A 14,421-nucleotide genomic window follows, 5' to 3' on the forward strand; every position below is an offset into this window, starting at 1 on the left:
ACCACGATGTTCAGCCCCCAGCCGAGCATCACATAGGTCAGGATCAGGATGCCGAGATCAACCCAGTAGCGCGATTCCGTCAGGCCGCCGCTGCCCAGATAGGCGATGATGGGGAAGGCGAGCGCGATCCCGAGAAAGAGCGGCGACAGCACGGCCGAGAGCGTGACGCCGGACTGAGCCTCGGGCTCGGCCTTCGTCGTGACCACCCCGCGGGCAGCGGCGGAGGATGCGCGGCTCGGAATCGCCCGAAGGCCGAGGAGCCGCAAGGCGAGCCGCCCGGCGAAGACGATGCCGCAGCAGATCGCGACGAGGCCCCAGCGCTGTTCCAGGATGAGGCCGCCGGCGCTCTGCTCGGTCTTCAGCGCCAGCAGCGGGATCGACAGGCCGAGCATGATCAGCGCGGCGTAGGTCGCATCCCGCACGGCATGGGCGAAGGTTGGGGCGGTCCGGGCGGCAGCCTTTGCCGGCGCTGCGAGGGAGGTCGCGGCCGCCATCAGACCTTCTCGACCTCGGGCCGGCCGAGGATGCCGGACGGCATGAAGGTCAGCACGATGATGAGGATCGAGAAGGCTGCGACGTCCTTGTAGGCGATCGAGAAATAGGCCGACCACATCACCTCGACGAGGCCGATGATGAGACCGCCGATCACCGCTCCGGGGAGGGAGCCGATGCCGCCGAGCACGGCCGCCGTGAAGGCCTTCACGCCCGGCACGAAGCCGTCGGCGAAATTCACGACGCCATAATAGAGGAGATACATCGTGCCCGCGATCGCGGCGAGGGCGGCCCCGAGCACGAAGGTGATCGCGATGGTCCGGTCGACGTCGATCCCGACGAGGGCCGCCATCTTGCGGTCCTGCTCGCAGGCGCGCTGCGCTCGCCCGAGCGAGGTCCGCTGCACGACGTACCAGAAGATCGCCAGCATCACGATCGTGGTCAGCATGATGATGAGCTGCTTGTAGGAGAGTGCCACGACGTAGCCGTCCCGTTCGAAGAGCGGGATCACGTCCGGCAGCATCGGGGGGGTCGGCTTGTTGCGGGCGCCTTGGGCGACCTGGACGAAGTTCGACAGGAAGATCGAGACGCCGATCGCCGAGATCAGCGGCGCCAGCCGGAACGAGCCCCGCAGCGGCCTGTAGGCGAGCCGCTCCAGCGCCCAGCCCCAGAGCGAGGTCAGCACCATCGCGATCAGCATGACGAGGAACAGCGCGAGCGCGACCGAGCCAATCCCGAGCACGCTCGTCAGCAGCACGAAGAAGATGAGAGCGATGAAGGCCGAGAGCATGAACACGTCGCCATGGGCGAAATTCACCATGCCGATGATGCCGAAGACCATCGTGTAGCCGATCGCGATCAGGCCGTAGATCGAGCCGAGCGTGAGGCCGTTGATGAGCTGCTGGATGAAATTCGGGTCGATCCGGAGCCAGTCGATCAGCGACATGAGGAGGGCGTGCATGCGGCGGCTGGACCTCGGGTTCATTCACGATCGGAATGCTGATCGTCACGAGTTGTGATCATGCATGATCGGCGGCGGCGTGCCACCATGCAACCGGCAGGCCGGGCAGGCACCCACGCCTTTCCGCCTGCGCGAGCGCCCGTCCGGAGAACGACGGGCCGCTAGGCAGGCCGCCTCCCGGGTGGCATGTACGGCGGACGAAGCGAGGAGCGGCGGCAATGGCGATGACGATGGCGGGCAGCGTGACGCTGCCGGCGAACCGCGAGACGGTCTGGGCCGCCCTGAACGATCCGGAGGTCCTGAAGCGCTGCATTCCGGGCTGTCAGGAACTCGTCCGGGTGGGCGATACCGGCTTTCAGGCGACCGCCAAGGTGTCGATCGGTCCCGTCAAGGCGACCTTCAAGGGCCAGGTGAATCTCTCCGACATCGACCCGCCGAACGGCTATACGATTTCGGGAGAAGGGCAGGGTGGCATCGCAGGTTTTGCGAAAGGCGGCGCCAAGGTTGGCCTCACGGACGCGGAGGGTGGAGGCACGCTCCTCACCTATGACGTCGAGGCGCAGGTCGGCGGCAAGATCGCCCAGCTCGGGGGGCGGCTCGTCAACGGCGTCGCGAAGAAATACGCCGACGAGTTCTTCGCGACATTCGCGAAGGTGCTTGAGGCTCCCGAGGCGGAGCCGGTCGCGGCCGCGTAGGCGGGAACGGCTCAGGCGCGTTCTTGCGCCGTCGATGCCCATGACCCTTGCCATCACGCCGGCGCGAGGGCAGGCTGGACCTCCTGGCCCTTGAGGAGCGCCTGCCGCCCCCGATGAGCAACTTCCGGCATAATGGCGGGCCGCCCATCGAGGACGAGCACGTCCCCGAATGGGGACGGGGCGGCATCGGCGGCTATTTCAGCTGGAAGGGCGCGCACGACGAGGTCTGGAAGAAGGTCTCGTGGGAGACGATGATGCGGCGGCAGCGCCGCGCCGAGGCCATCGGCCTCACCTACGAGGAATATACGCTCGAACTCCTGGAGCGCGGACGCCATCTCGGCCCCGACGATGGGGAGCGCATCGCGGCGATCAAACAGGCACGGAACGCCCCGACGCTGGTCGACCTCCCGGCCCGCGCGAGGGGAGCGCGTGAAGACGTCAGCCCGCGCCCGCATCCGCGACCGGTGCGAGCCAGCCTCTCGCCTCGAGTTCGGCCCGGACGCCCTTCTTGGTGACCTTGCCGTAGCCCGAGGTCGGCAGCGCGTCCCAGAAGAAGATGTGGCGGGGCAGCTTGTAGCGGGCCACCTTGTCGCCGAGCCAGCCCAAAAGCTCGCCCGCATCCAGCGTTGCCGCAGGCCGGAGCACGCAGACCGCGACCCCGACCTCGCCCCAGATCCGATCAGGCACGCCCAGGACCGCGACCTCGGCCAGGGCCGGATGGGTCAGGAGCTTCTCCTCGACCTCGCGCGGATACACGTTCGAGCCGCCGGAGATGTACATGTCGGAGGCCCGGCCTGTGATGAAGACGAAGCCTTCCGGGTCCATGTGGCCGAGGTCGCCGGTGCGGAACCAGCCTCGCCGGAACGCCTTCGCATTGGCCTCCGGGTTGTCGTAATAGCCGGCGAAGACGGCGGGGCCGCAGACGCAGATCTCGCCCGTCGCGCCGGCCGGGACCTCGTCGCCCGCATCGTCCTGGATCTGCACCTGCATGCCCGTGCGCTCGACGCCGCAGGTGCCGATCCGGGCCTCCGGTCCGTCGTCCAACACGTGCAGGTCGGGCGGCAGCACGGTGATGTTGCCGGTCACTTCGCCGAGGCCGAAATACTGGACGATGACCGGCCCCAACACGCGGAGCGCCCGTTTCTGGTCCTCGCGGTACATCGGCGCCCCGGCATAGATCACGTAGCGGAGCGAGGAATGGTCGTGTGCGTCGACCGAGGGATGCTCGACCAGCATCTTCAGGATGGTCGGCACCGTGAACATATTCGTCACGCGCCAGCGTTCGACGAGGGCCCAGGCCTCGGCCACGTCGAAGCGCTCGCCGGCCGGCAGGATCGTCTTCGCGCCATGGGCGACCTGGACGAGCTGGTGGATGCCGGCGCCGTGCGAGAGGGGCGCGACCACGAGCGAGGCGTCGCGGTTCGTCGTTCCCGGCATCAGGTCGCAGAGGTGGTTCGTCACGACGAAGGCCATCTGGCCGTGGGTCAGCACCGCGGCTTTCGGCCGGCCGGTCGTGCCGGAGGTGAAGAAGAACCAGCAGGGGTCGTCGTAAACAATGTCCGCGGTCGGAGCGCTCGCTCCGATCTGCTCCGCGACAAGGGCGTCGTAATCCTCGCCGAAGGCGGCCGGGCCGATCGAGACGACGAAACGGATCGCGGGCGCGGCCTCTCGGGCGGCCGCTTCATGGTCCGGGAAGTCCGCGTGGCAGATCATCGCCGACGCCCCGCTCGCCTGCGCGAGATAGGCGACCTCGCCGGGCGTCTGGCGGAAGTTGGTCGGCACCCAGACCGCGCCGAGCCGGAAACAGGCGAACATCGATTCGAAGAGCTGGTTGCAGTTCCGAGACTGCACCAGCACCCGGTCGCCCTTCGCGACGCCCCGCCGGGCGAGGGCCGCCGCCATCGCGTCGACGCGTCGGTCGATCTCGCCCCAGCTCCAGCTCTCCTCGCCGAAGACGAGCCCAATCTCGCCCGCGAACCGGCGGCCGGATTGGCGCAGGAAATGGGCAAGGTTCATGACGCGGCGCGATTGCGGCGTGACGCCGCCCGGCGGAGCTTCCATGCTCATCCTCACACGATCCTCTTCTGCGCCGCGCGGCGAAGCCTCATCACGTCGACCCCGGCCCAAGGTTCCAGGGGCATCACACCGCTCGTCCCGGCGAAAGCTGGACCCGGGTCGCGCGCCGTGCCGGACCCCGGCTTTCGCCGGGGTGAGCGGAGGGGATCAGGGAATGCCCGCCCTTCTGATCAGGATCGGCAGCTCGTCCATCAACTCGTCCAACGTGCCGGTCTGCCCGGCGAGGCCCGGAACGCTGGAGGCCTGGACATACCAGGTCTCTCCGTCCAGATCGTAGGCGAGCGCGACCCTGTGCTCGCCGAACTCGACCACATGCGCGTCACGGTCGCCCCGAAGCGGCGAGGTCACGCGGTCAGGATCTCGACATCGGTCGGGACGGGCCGGGGCCGGCCCTCGTCGTCGATCGCCACGAAGGTGAAGGTGGCTTCCGTGACCTTCTCGCGGAGCCCGGTCCTGAACCGCGTCGCCCACGCCTCGATCTCGATCCGGATGGAGGTCCGGCCGATCCGCCCGATGCCCGTATAGACGGAGAGGACGTCGCCGATCCGGACGGGACGGATGAAGGTCATCGCGTCCACGGCGACGGTGGCGACGCGACCCTGCGCCCGCTCGACTCCGGCAATGCCGCCGGCCTGGTCCATCTGCGACATCACCCAGCCGCCGAAGATGTCGCCGTTCGCGTTGGTATCGGCCGGCATGGCGATGGTGCGGACCGTCAACTCGCCCTTGGGCTCCTCGCCCCTTCCGACGCTCTGGTCCATCCTCACCGTCCCGCTCGAACGCGGCCCAGCCGCCCATGGCGCATATCGGAGCGCACCAAGACCGTCCATGAGCGGCTTCATGAACGGCCGGCGACTTGCACGCGGCGCGGTGTCGGTTCATATGCTTGCATGAACAGCAAGCATCGTAAGGCGCTCGAAGCCGTGTTCGCCGATCCGGTGTCCGGCACGATCGAGTGGACGGCGATCGAGAATCTGTTGGTCGCGGCCGGCGCGAGGCTCCTCGAGGGCTCCGGATCGCGGGTGCGGTTCGAGTGCCGAGGTCTCGTGGCCTCGTTCCATCGGCCTCATCCGCAGAAGGAGGCCAAACGCTATCAGGTGCGCGACGCGCGGGAGTTCCTGTCCAAGCTGGGGATCGGGCCATGAACGTGATGAGCTACAAGGGCTATTCCGCCCGGGTCGAATACGATGCCGAGGACGAGATCCTGGCCGGGCGGATCGCGGGCATCAATGATGTCGTGGGGTTCCACGCCTCCGATGTGGCCGGCCTGAAATGCGCCTTCCAGGAGGCTGTGGACGATTACATCGCGACCTGCGAGCGCGCCGGAAAGCCGGCCGAGAAGCCGTATTCAGGCAAGGTCATGTTCCGAGTCGATCCCGAGATCCACGCCAGGGCGGCGCTGGCCGCGGAACTCGCGGGCAAGAGCCTGAACCAATGGGCGGAAGAGGCGCTTCGGGACGCAGCCACGCGCGGCGTGCCGGCCTAGCGAGCCGCACCGCCTCGCCCGGACCGCTACGCCGCAGGGCCGAGACGCGACCGGCAGTGTAGAGTGATCGGAGGAGAGCCGGGCGCGCTCGGCCCGGTCGGGCGAGGGCGCGAACGCAGGCCTAGAGGAGACACGATGTTCGGCGATCTCGATGCGGTCGTGCTGGCCCGGGCCCAGTTCGCCTTCACGATGGCCTTCCACATCATCTTCCCGGCCTTCTCGATCGGGCTCGCGAGCTACCTCGCCGTGCTGGAAGGATTGTGGCTCTATACCGGCCGGGACACCTATCTCAACCTGTTCAAGTACTGGCTGAAGATCTTCGCCGTCGCCTTCGCGATGGGCGTCGTGTCCGGCATCGTCATGTCCTACCAGTTCGGCACGAACTGGGCCGTCTTCTCCGACAAGGCCGGCCCGGTCATCGGACCGCTGATGGCCTACGAGGTCCTGACCGCCTTCTTCCTCGAAGCCGGGTTCCTGGGCGTGATGCTGTTCGGCATGGGCCGGGTCGGGCGGGGGCTCCACTATCTTGCGACGGTGCTCGTCGCGCTCGGGACCTTCTTCTCGGCCTTCTGGATCCTGTCGGTGAATTCCTGGATGCAGACGCCGGCCGGCTACAGCATCAACAACCAGGGCCAGTTCGTGCCGGAGGATTGGTGGGCCATCGTCTTCAACCCGTCCTTCCCCTACCGGCTCGTCCACATGGTGCTCGCCGCCTATCTCACGACCGCGCTCGTGGTCGGGGCGGCGGGCGCCTTCCATCTCCTCAGGCGGCGGGGGAGCCAGGAGGCCAAGACCATGTTCTCGATGGCGATGTGGATGCTGATCTGCGTCGCGCCGATCCAGATCGTGGCCGGCGACCTGCACGGCACGAACACGCTCGAGCATCAGCCGGCGAAGGTGATGGCCATGGAGGGCCATTACCAAAGCTACCCTGACGGCGCGCCCCTGATCCTGTTCGGCCTGCCGGATCAGGCTGCAGCCACGGTGCGCTACGCGATCCAGATCCCGAAACTCTCCTCGCTGATCCTGAAGCACGACCTGAACGCGCCGCTCGCCGGGCTCGACACGGTGCCGCGCGAGAACTGGCCCCCGGTGCCGATCGTGTTCTGGTCCTTCCGGATCATGGTCGGGCTCGGCCTCCTGATGCTCGGCCTCGGGGCGCTGGCGCTCCTCGCCCGCTTCCGGGGCGGCCTCTACGAATGGCGACCGCTCCACGTCTATGCGCTCGCGATGGGCCCGGCGGGGTTCGTGGCGGTCCTCGCCGGCTGGGTGACGACGGAGGTCGGGCGGCAGCCCTTCACGGTCTACGGCCTCCTGCGGACATCCGACTCCGTGTCTCCTCTTGCGGCCCCCGCGGTCGCGGCGTCGCTGGCGGCCTTCGCGGTCGTCTATCTCTTCGTCTTCGCGGCCGGGATGTTCTACATCCTGCGCCTGATGAGCCACGTGCCGCATCCGGGAGAAACGGGACCCGCCCAGGGCCAGCCGACCCGCACGGCCGGCATCACGCCGGCCCCGGCGGTCGCGCCGGACGCCGTGGCCGAAGCCCGATGAGCAGCCTCCTCCCGCATCTCGACATCCCGGCGATCTGGGCCTTCGTGATCGCCTTCGCGGTCTTCGCCTACGTCGTCATGGACGGGTTCGATCTCGGCGTCGCTCTCCTGTTCCCGTTCTGCTCCGAGCGGCACGACCGCGACGTCATGATGAACTCCGTCGCGCCCGTCTGGGACGGCAACGAGACCTGGCTCGTGCTCGGCGGGGGAGGGCTCTTCGCGGCCTTTCCGCTCGCCTACGGCATCGTCATGCCGGCCCTCTATGCGCCGCTGATCGCGATGCTGCTCGGCCTCGTCCTGCGGGGTGTTGCCTTCGAGTTCCGCTGGCGGACCGAGCGCTGGAAGCCGGTCTGGGATACCGCTTTCACGGGCGGTTCGCTCGTCGCCGCGCTGGCGCAAGGCATCGCGCTCGGCGCGCTGCTCCAGGGCGTGCGGATCGAAGGCCGCGCCTATGCCGGCGGCTGGTGGGACTGGCTGACGCCCTTCTCGCTCCTGACTGGGGCGGCCGTCGTCATCGGCTACGGCCTTCTCGGCGCGACATGGCTCGTCATGAAGACCTCGGGCGAGTTGCAGGTCCGCGCGCTCCGCCTCGCCCGCCCGCTCGCCATCCTGACGCTGGCCGCGATCGTCGCCGTGAGCCTCGCGACTCCCTTCCTCGAGGGAAAATACTGGCAGCGTTGGTTCGAATACCCGGGCATCTTCTTCGCCGCGCCGGTCCCGCTCGCTGTCGCCGGGACGGCGTTCCTCCTCCTTCGCACCCTCGCGGACGGGCACGATTACAAGCCGTTCCTGCTCTCGCTCGCCCTGTTCCTGCTCTGCTTCGTCGGTCTCGGCATCTCGATCTGGCCGGACATCATCCCGGGACGAGTCACCATCCACCAGGCGGCCGCGCCGGAATCGAGCCAGGTCTTCGCGCTGGTCGGCGTCTTGATCCTGGTGCCGATCATCCTCGTCTACACGGCGTACGCCTATTGGGTCTTCCGCGGAAAGATCGATCCGGAGGTCGGCTATCACTGAGCCGCGCCGCCCCGGACCGGTCCCGGCGGTGACGGGCACCAGCTGGTCGCCGCGTTTCCCGCCCTGGCTCGTCCGCCTCGCCTGGTTCACCGGGCTTTGGGCGGCCGGAGTCGTGACGGTCGGGATCGTCGCCTACGGGCTCCGGCTGGCGATCCGCTGAGGGTAGGCGAGGGCACGAGTCAGAGCCTCGGATAACCCCACGCTGTCGACACCTGCCGACGCCGCGGTCGCAACCGAGTCGGGCGGCTGCCCGAAGCCGAGCCGCGCCGCGGCGATCGTCGCCCGCAGCCCTGCCTCGAGCGAGCAGATGACCGGCACGCCCGCCCGTTCGGCAACTCGGTCCGCCAACCCCGCGAGGCCTGCACCGCCAAGCACGACCACGTCCGCCCCATCCTTCTCGGCGCAACTCCGGCATGCCTCGGCCAGGACCTGCATCGCCCCGTCCGGATCGCCCGCGATCGCGGCTCCGCTCGGCGCCACCGTGCGGATCGCGGCGATCCGCGGGGAGAGCCCCTGTGCGGCGACGAAATCCTGCAGCATCGGTCCCCAGCGCTCGCCGCCGGTGACGATGGCGAAGCGGCGCCCGAGGAGGCAGGCCATGTGGCACGAGGCCTCCGCCATGCCGACGACCGGCACGGGCGAGATCTCCTTCAGCGCCTCGAGCCCGGGATCGCCGAAACAGGCCAGCAGAACGGCGTCGTGGCCCTGGCCGTGCTCCGCGCAGGCATCGAGCGCTGCGTGCGACGCGACCGCGTAGGCGGCCCGGCCCGCAACGTAGCGGGCGCCGAACCGGCCGGTGACGGCCGTGATCTCGGCCTCGTCCCGCAGGATCCGTCGTGCATGCCGGGCGACGAGGTCGGTGATCTCGGGCGTGGTGTTCGGGTTGATGAGGAGGAGGCGCATGGGGCCATCATAGCGAGTTCGTCGGACCGTTCCGCTTCCGCCCGCGAAAGCCGGCACCCGGGAGCGGGAACTGGGCCCCGACTTTCGTCGGGGTGAGCGGAGAGAAGCAAGAACGGTCCTTCCAGCCCCCGCGGTCTCGGTTAAGCTGTGTCCGCCGGGGCTGGCATGTCCATTGCTGACCACGGATGGTCTGAAGGCGAGGCCGAAGCGGTTCGTCGCCCGGGAGGGACAAGAATGGGTTCGCGCTGGGGTTTGACGCTGGGAGTTGGGATCGTCGCGGTGGCCGGGTTGGCCGGAGCCGCAACGGCGCAGGAGAAGGTGCTGCGCATCGCCATGACGGCGGGCGACATCCCCCGCACGCTGGGGCAGCCCGACCAGGGCTTCGAGGGCAACCGCTTCACCGGCATCCCGATTTACGATGCGCTGACGCAGTGGGACCTGACCAAGGAGAAAGAGGCCTCGACCCTCCTCCCGGGCCTCGCGACCGAGTGGAAGGTCACGGACGACAAGACCAAGTGGCAGTTCAAGCTTCGGCCGGGGGCGAAATTCCACGATGGGTCGCCGGTGAATGCCGCCGCCGTCGTTTGGAACGTCCAGAAGGTGCTGGACAAGTCGGCCCCGCATTTCGACCCGAGCCAGGTCGGCGTGACGGCGTCCCGCATGCCGACGCTGCGCTCGGCCCGGGCGATCGACGAGATGACGGTCGAACTCACGACAGCCGAGCCCGACGCCTTCCTGCCGATCAACCTGACGAACCTGTTCATGGCCTCGCCAACCCATTGGGAGGCGAAGCTGAAGGCGGTCCCGGCCTCGGTCACCGACACGGCCGAACGCTCGAAACAGGCCTGGACGGCATTTGCCGCCGATCCGTCCGGCTCCGGCCCGTTCCGGGTGACGCGCTTCGTGGCCCGCGAGCGGCTCGAACTGGCCGCGAACACCGCCTATTGGGACGAGAAGCGCCGGCCGAAGATCCCGCGCGTGGTGCTTCTGCCTCTTCCTGAGGCAAATGCCCGTACCGCGGCCCTCCTGTCGGGCCAGGTCGACTGGATCGAGGCGCCGGCGCCCGACGCCCTCTCGCAGATCAAGAGCCGCGGCTTCACCCTCTACCAGAACGCCCAGCCCCACGTTTGGCCATGGCAGCTCTCCTTCGCCGAGGGATCGCCCTGGCTCGACAAGCGCGTCCGGCATGCCGCGAATTTGTGCGTGAACCGGACGGAGCTGAAGGAGGCTCTGAACGGCCTCATGGCCGAGGCCACAGCAACCTACGAGGAAGGCCACCCCTGGAACGGCAATCCGTCCTTCAAGATCAAGTACGACCCGGCGGCGGCCAAGAAGCTCATGACCGACGCCGGCTTCTCGGCCTCGAAGCCGCTCAAGGTGAAGGTGCAGACCTCGGCCTCGGGTTCCGGCCAGATGATGCCGATCCCGATGAACGAATACGTCCAGCAGGCCCTGAAGGACTGCTACTTCGACGTCGAGCTCGACGTGATCGAGTGGAACACGCTGTTCACGAACTGGCGCCAGGGCGCGAAGGACCCGTCCGCCCGCGGCGCGAACGCCATCAACGTGACCTACGCGGCCATGGACCCGTTCTTCGGCATGGTCCGCTTCACCTCGACCAAGGCCTTCCCGCCCGTCTCCAACAACTGGGGCTACTTCGGCTCGGACGAGTTCGACAAGCTGATCGCGGATGCCCGCACGACGTTCGACGACAAGGCCCGGGACACGGCGCTCGCCAAGCTCCACGCCCGCATCGTCGAGGAGGCGCCCTTCATCTGGATCGCCCACGACGTCGGCCCCCGCGCCATGTCCGCCAAGGTCAAGGGCGTCGTGCAGCCCCAGAGCTGGTTCATCGACATCGCCACGATGTCGATGGAGTGATGACGGGCGTGCGAACCGGTGCCCCCTCCACCGCCCTTCGGGCGGTCCCCCTCCCCCAGAGGGGGAGGAGACGGTGCGGCCACGGCGAGCGTTGCCCGATATCCGAAAGCTGGGGTCGCGTGTCTCCTCCCCCTTTGGGGGAGGGGGACCGGGCGAAGCCCGGTGGAGGGGGGCCGCGACGGAGGCGGGCAGGACTCGCCTAGATGCTCGCCTATCTCGCCCGGCGCGTCGTCTACACGGTGCCGATCCTGTTCGGGGTGTCGCTCGTCTGCTTCGCGCTCGTCCATATCGCGCCGGGCGACCCGCTCGTCTCGGTACTGCCGCCGGACGCCTCGGTCGAGCTGCAGCGCATGCTGCGGACGCTCTACGGCTTCGACCGGTCCTATCCGGAGCAATTCGTGCGCTGGCTCTGGCGAGCCTTTCACGGCGATCTCGGCACCTCGATCGCGACCGGGCGGCCGGTCACGGGCGAGGTGATGAAAGCCGTCGGCTTTACCCTCCGCCTCTCCGTGCTGGCCACCGCGATCGGCTTCTTCTTCGGCTGCCTGTTCGGCTTCGTCGCCGGGTACTTCCGCGACTCGCTCGTGGACCGGGCCGCCTCGGCGCTCTCCGTCCTCGGCGTGAGCGTGCCGCATTACTGGCTCGGCATGGTGCTGGTGATCATCTTCTCCTCGGTCCTCGGCTGGCTTCCGCCGACCGGCGCCGGTGACGAGGGCGGGCCTTGGGATTCCTTCCGCCACATGATCCTGCCGGCCGTCACCATGTCGGTGATCCCGATGGGAATCGTCGCCCGCACCGTCCGGGCGCTCGTGGCCGACATCCTGGCGCAGGAATTCGTGGTCGGCCTCCGGGCCAAGGGCCTGACCGATCTCGGCATCTTCAGGCACGTCGTGAAGAATGCCGCCCCGACCGCACTCGCCGTGATGGGGCTGCAGCTCGGCTACCTGCTCGGCGGCTCGATCCTGATCGAGACGGTGTTCTCCTGGCCCGGCACCGGCTTCCTCCTCAACGCGGCCATCTTCCAGCGCGACCTGCCGCTCCTGCAGGGGACGATCCTCGTCCTCGCCCTGTTCTTCGTGATCCTGAACCTCCTCGTCGACGTGGTGCAGACCTCGCTCGACCCCCGCATCCAGCGGAGCTGAGGATGGCCGCGATCGCCCAAACCAGCATCGTCGAGCCGCTGCCGGCCCGCACCGCGGGCTATTGGTCGGGCGTCGGGCGCCGCCTTCGCCGCGACCCGGTCGCGATCGGGGCCGCCCTCGTGATCCTGGCCCTGATCCTGATGGCCATCTTCGCGGAATACGTGGCGCCGGCCGACCCGTTCCGGACCTCCACGATCCGGCGGCTCAGGCCGATCGGCACGCCCGGCTTTCCGCTCGGCTCGGACGAACTCGGCCGCGACATGCTCACCCGGCTGATCTACGGCGCGCGGCTGTCGCTCTTCATGGGTATCACGCCCGTCATCGTCGCCTTCTTCATCGGCTCCGCCATCGGCATCCTGGCCGGCTATGTCGGGGGCTGGGTGAACACGTCGATCATGCGGACGATCGACGTCTTCTACGCCTTCCCGTCCGTGCTGCTCGCCGTCGCGCTCTCGGGCGCGCTCGGCGCCGGACTCGGCAACGCGCTCGTCTCGCTCACCATCGTCTTCGTACCGCAGATCGCGCGCGTAGCCGAAGCCGTGACGACGCAGGTTCGCACCCGCGACTTCGTGGAGGCCGCCCGCGCCTCGGGCGCCGGCGGGTTCACGATCGTCAGGGTGCACGTCCTCGGCAATGTGCTGAGCCCAATCTTCGTCTATGCCACGAGCCTGATCTCGGTCTCGATGATCCTCGCCTCCGGCCTGTCTTTCCTCGGCCTCGGCGTCCGCCCGCCCGAGCCCGAATGGGGTCTCATGCTGAACACGCTGCGGACCGCGATCTACGTCCAGCCCTGGCTCGCCGCCCTGCCGGGCGTCATGATCTTCATCACCTCGATCGCCTTCAACCTCCTGGCCGACGGCCTCCGCTCCGCCATGGAGGTGAAGCAGTGAGCTCCGCAAGACTCGCCGCGCCGATCCCTCCCTGGAGGGGAGGGCGAGTCGGAGCACAGCTTCGAACCGGGGCGGGGACAGCCTCAGCCCCGTGTCCCCACCCCGGTTCGGCTTCGCCGACTCGGCCCTCCCCTCCGGGGAGGGATCAGGCGTCCTCGTTGCGTCTGCATCCGGTCAAGGCCTGACCGGTGTCCGCCTCCGACATCTCCGATCCCGGGGACGCTCCCGACCATCGGGCCCGCAGCAAGCCCCGCGGGCTGCGCGGGTCTCTGAGGGAACCCGAGAAGAAGCTCTGGTGGCATCTGCGCAACCTTCCCGAGAGGGAGGCCAAGTTCCAGCGCCAGGTGTCGCTCGGGCCCTATGTCGCCGAATTCTGCTGCGTGCCGGCGAGGCTCATCCTCGAGCTGGACGACGGCGGCCAGCATGGCCTCACCGAGCCAAGCGAGACCGACCTTCTCCGGACGGCCGAACTCGAGCGTCACGGCTTTCGCGTGATGCGTTTCACCAATCGCGAGGTGATCACCTCCATCGACGCCGTGCTGGTCAGGATTCGGGTCGCCCTCCGGCCCGAGAACCGACCGAGGAAGCCACGCCCGGTCGTCACGGCCCCGGTGCTCCTCAAGGGCAAGAGGAAGGCATGAACCCCGCGCGGCCATCTCCCCTCGACCGCGGCGGCCCAGCCCAGCCGATCCTCACCGTGCGCGGCCTTCTCAAGCATTTCCCGGTTCGAAAGGGCCTCCTCGGGGGGGTGAGCGCACAGGTGCGGGCCGTGGACGGCATCGATTTCGAGGTCATGAAGGGCGAGACGCTGGGCGTCGTCGGCGAATCCGGCTGCGGCAAGTCGACCACGGCGCGCCTCCTCCTGCATCTCATCGACCCGACTGCGGGCGACATCATCTTCGACGGCGAGAAGGTGGGATCGTCGGCGCTGAGCGTGACCGAATTCCGACGCCAGACCCAGATGGTGTTCCAGGACAGCTACTCGTCGCTGAACCCCCGGCTCACGGTCGAGACCTCGGTCGCCTTCGGCCCGAAGGTCCACGGCGTCGCGCACCGCGAGGCCGTGGCCCGGGCGAGGGACCTACTGGCGCGGGTCGGGCTCGATCCCGGACGTTTCGCCGGGCGCTACCCGCATGAGCTGTCCGGCGGCCAGCGCCAGCGCGTCAACATCGCGCGCGCCCTCGCGCTCCAGCCCCGGCTGGTGATCCTGGACGAGGCCGTCTCGGCGCTCGACAAGTCGGTGGAGGCGCAGGTCCTGAACCTGCTCCTCGATCTCAAGGACGAGTTCGGCCTGACCTACATCTTCATCAGCCACGACCTGAACGTCG

At 68.4% G+C, this 14,421-nt stretch carries 18 protein-coding genes; 12 read left to right on the forward strand and 6 right to left on the reverse strand.

Annotated features, from left to right (window positions below; all coding sequences use genetic code 11):
• The coding region (locus tag ACFE87_RS23345) for a DUF3382 domain-containing protein (RefSeq protein ID WP_375462058.1) at positions 1-494 on the reverse strand (494 nt) is incomplete at its 3' end.
• Complete coding sequence (locus ACFE87_RS23350) at positions 494-1,438, reverse strand: branched-chain amino acid ABC transporter permease LivH (RefSeq protein ID WP_375462075.1); 945 nt, start codon at positions 1,436-1,438, stop codon at positions 494-496. The genes ACFE87_RS23345 and ACFE87_RS23350, both read right to left, overlap by 1 nt.
• Positions 1,439-1,671: 233 nt before the next feature.
• Here ACFE87_RS23350 and ACFE87_RS23355 point away from each other — a divergent pair, with 233 nt between their 5' ends.
• Positions 1,672-2,148 carry a carbon monoxide dehydrogenase subunit G gene (locus ACFE87_RS23355; protein ID WP_375462059.1) on the forward strand — a complete coding sequence of 159 codons (477 nt, stop codon included), beginning with the start codon at positions 1,672-1,674 and terminating at the stop codon, positions 2,146-2,148.
• A gap of 113 nt (positions 2,149-2,261) precedes the next feature.
• A complete protein-coding gene (locus ACFE87_RS23360; RefSeq protein ID WP_375462060.1) occupies positions 2,262-2,663 on the forward strand; it encodes a hypothetical protein in 402 nt (133 codons plus the stop codon).
• Here the strand turns inward: ACFE87_RS23360 and ACFE87_RS23365 are convergent.
• From ACFE87_RS23365 to ACFE87_RS23375, 3 genes are all read right to left on the reverse strand, one after another.
• Entirely contained in the window at positions 2,587-4,215 is a 1,629-nt protein-coding gene (locus ACFE87_RS23365) for an acyl-CoA synthetase (protein WP_375462061.1), read from the reverse strand. The two genes, ACFE87_RS23360 and ACFE87_RS23365, sit on opposite strands and share 77 nt — an antisense overlap.
• A gap of 156 nt (positions 4,216-4,371) precedes the next feature.
• Positions 4,372-4,572: a hypothetical protein gene (locus ACFE87_RS23370; RefSeq protein WP_375462062.1), complete on the reverse strand. Its 201-nt coding sequence runs from the start codon at positions 4,570-4,572 to the stop codon at positions 4,372-4,374.
• Complete coding sequence (locus ACFE87_RS23375) at positions 4,569-4,985, reverse strand: acyl-CoA thioesterase (protein WP_375462063.1); 417 nt, start codon at positions 4,983-4,985, stop codon at positions 4,569-4,571. Before ACFE87_RS23375 ends, ACFE87_RS23370 begins: the two co-directional genes overlap by 4 nt.
• A gap of 129 nt (positions 4,986-5,114) precedes the next feature.
• Between ACFE87_RS23375 and ACFE87_RS23380 the strand changes: the two genes are divergently transcribed.
• From ACFE87_RS23380 to ACFE87_RS23400, 5 genes are all read left to right on the forward strand, one after another.
• Positions 5,115-5,369 (forward strand): type II toxin-antitoxin system HicA family toxin, encoded by a 255-nt coding sequence (locus ACFE87_RS23380; RefSeq protein WP_375462064.1) that lies wholly within the window; start codon positions 5,115-5,117, stop codon positions 5,367-5,369.
• Positions 5,366-5,710: a type II toxin-antitoxin system HicB family antitoxin gene (locus tag ACFE87_RS23385; RefSeq protein ID WP_375462065.1), complete on the forward strand. Its 345-nt coding sequence runs from the start codon at positions 5,366-5,368 to the stop codon at positions 5,708-5,710. Before ACFE87_RS23380 ends, ACFE87_RS23385 begins: the two co-directional genes overlap by 4 nt.
• 135 nt (positions 5,711-5,845) lie before the next feature.
• Complete coding sequence (locus ACFE87_RS23390; RefSeq protein ID WP_375462066.1) at positions 5,846-7,261, forward strand: cytochrome ubiquinol oxidase subunit I; 1,416 nt, start codon at positions 5,846-5,848, stop codon at positions 7,259-7,261.
• On the forward strand, positions 7,258-8,277 hold the full coding sequence (gene cydB / locus ACFE87_RS23395) for a cytochrome d ubiquinol oxidase subunit II (RefSeq protein ID WP_375462067.1): 1,020 nt from the start codon (positions 7,258-7,260) through the stop codon (positions 8,275-8,277). Before ACFE87_RS23390 ends, cydB begins: the two co-directional genes overlap by 4 nt.
• A gap of 28 nt (positions 8,278-8,305) precedes the next feature.
• The gene (locus tag ACFE87_RS23400; protein ID WP_375462068.1) at positions 8,306-8,437 is read left to right on the forward strand and encodes a DUF2474 family protein; all 132 of its coding nucleotides are present in this window, start codon (positions 8,306-8,308) and stop codon (positions 8,435-8,437) included.
• Here ACFE87_RS23400 and ACFE87_RS23405 read toward each other — a convergent pair.
• The gene (locus ACFE87_RS23405) at positions 8,410-9,180 is read right to left on the reverse strand and encodes an aspartate/glutamate racemase family protein (RefSeq protein ID WP_375462069.1); all 771 of its coding nucleotides are present in this window, start codon (positions 9,178-9,180) and stop codon (positions 8,410-8,412) included. The two genes, ACFE87_RS23400 and ACFE87_RS23405, sit on opposite strands and share 28 nt — an antisense overlap.
• A gap of 234 nt (positions 9,181-9,414) precedes the next feature.
• Here ACFE87_RS23405 and ACFE87_RS23410 point away from each other — a divergent pair, with 234 nt between their 5' ends.
• The 5 genes from ACFE87_RS23410 to ACFE87_RS23430 form a co-directional block, all read left to right on the forward strand.
• A complete protein-coding gene (locus ACFE87_RS23410; protein WP_375462070.1) occupies positions 9,415-11,061 on the forward strand; it encodes an ABC transporter substrate-binding protein in 1,647 nt (548 codons plus the stop codon).
• A 203-nt stretch (positions 11,062-11,264) separates the two neighbouring features.
• Complete coding sequence (locus ACFE87_RS23415) at positions 11,265-12,203, forward strand: ABC transporter permease (RefSeq protein ID WP_375462071.1); 939 nt, start codon at positions 11,265-11,267, stop codon at positions 12,201-12,203.
• A 2-nt stretch (positions 12,204-12,205) separates the two neighbouring features.
• A complete protein-coding gene (locus ACFE87_RS23420; RefSeq protein ID WP_375462072.1) occupies positions 12,206-13,093 on the forward strand; it encodes an ABC transporter permease in 888 nt (295 codons plus the stop codon).
• 188 nt (positions 13,094-13,281) lie between these two features.
• Positions 13,282-13,734 carry an endonuclease domain-containing protein gene (locus tag ACFE87_RS23425; RefSeq protein ID WP_375462073.1) on the forward strand — a complete coding sequence of 151 codons (453 nt, stop codon included), beginning with the start codon at positions 13,282-13,284 and terminating at the stop codon, positions 13,732-13,734.
• Positions 13,731-14,421: ATP-binding cassette domain-containing protein (locus tag ACFE87_RS23430; protein ID WP_375462074.1), on the forward strand; the 691-nt coding region annotated here is incomplete at its 3' end. The genes ACFE87_RS23425 and ACFE87_RS23430, both read left to right, overlap by 4 nt.

Source organism: uncultured Enterovirga sp., assembly GCF_964242715.1.
Taxonomy (GTDB): Bacteria; Pseudomonadota; Alphaproteobacteria; order Rhizobiales; family Beijerinckiaceae; genus Enterovirga.

Excerpts from the sequence above, each read along its gene's own strand:
- ACFE87_RS23355 (WP_375462059.1), top strand. The coding sequence starts at position 1,672 with ATGGCGATGACGATGGCGGGCAGCGTGACGCTGCCGGCGAACCGCGAG.
- ACFE87_RS23375 (WP_375462063.1), bottom strand. The coding sequence starts at position 4,985 with ATGGACCAGAGCGTCGGAAGGGGCGAGGAGCCCAAGGGCGAGTTGACG.
- ACFE87_RS23420 (WP_375462072.1), top strand. The coding sequence starts at position 12,206 with ATGGCCGCGATCGCCCAAACCAGCATCGTCGAGCCGCTGCCGGCCCGC.
- ACFE87_RS23405 (WP_375462069.1), bottom strand. The coding sequence starts at position 9,180 with ATGCGCCTCCTCCTCATCAACCCGAACACCACGCCCGAGATCACCGAC.
- ACFE87_RS23350 (WP_375462075.1), bottom strand. The coding sequence starts at position 1,438 with ATGTCGCTGATCGACTGGCTCCGGATCGACCCGAATTTCATCCAGCAG.
- ACFE87_RS23410 (WP_375462070.1), top strand. The coding sequence starts at position 9,415 with ATGGGTTCGCGCTGGGGTTTGACGCTGGGAGTTGGGATCGTCGCGGTG.
- ACFE87_RS23360 (WP_375462060.1), top strand. The coding sequence starts at position 2,262 with ATGAGCAACTTCCGGCATAATGGCGGGCCGCCCATCGAGGACGAGCAC.
- ACFE87_RS23390 (WP_375462066.1), top strand. The coding sequence starts at position 5,846 with ATGTTCGGCGATCTCGATGCGGTCGTGCTGGCCCGGGCCCAGTTCGCC.
- ACFE87_RS23365 (WP_375462061.1), bottom strand. The coding sequence starts at position 4,215 with ATGAGCATGGAAGCTCCGCCGGGCGGCGTCACGCCGCAATCGCGCCGC.
- ACFE87_RS23380 (WP_375462064.1), top strand. The coding sequence starts at position 5,115 with ATGAACAGCAAGCATCGTAAGGCGCTCGAAGCCGTGTTCGCCGATCCG.
- ACFE87_RS23385 (WP_375462065.1), top strand. The coding sequence starts at position 5,366 with ATGAACGTGATGAGCTACAAGGGCTATTCCGCCCGGGTCGAATACGAT.
- ACFE87_RS23415 (WP_375462071.1), top strand. The coding sequence starts at position 11,265 with ATGCTCGCCTATCTCGCCCGGCGCGTCGTCTACACGGTGCCGATCCTG.
- cydB (WP_375462067.1), top strand. The coding sequence starts at position 7,258 with ATGAGCAGCCTCCTCCCGCATCTCGACATCCCGGCGATCTGGGCCTTC.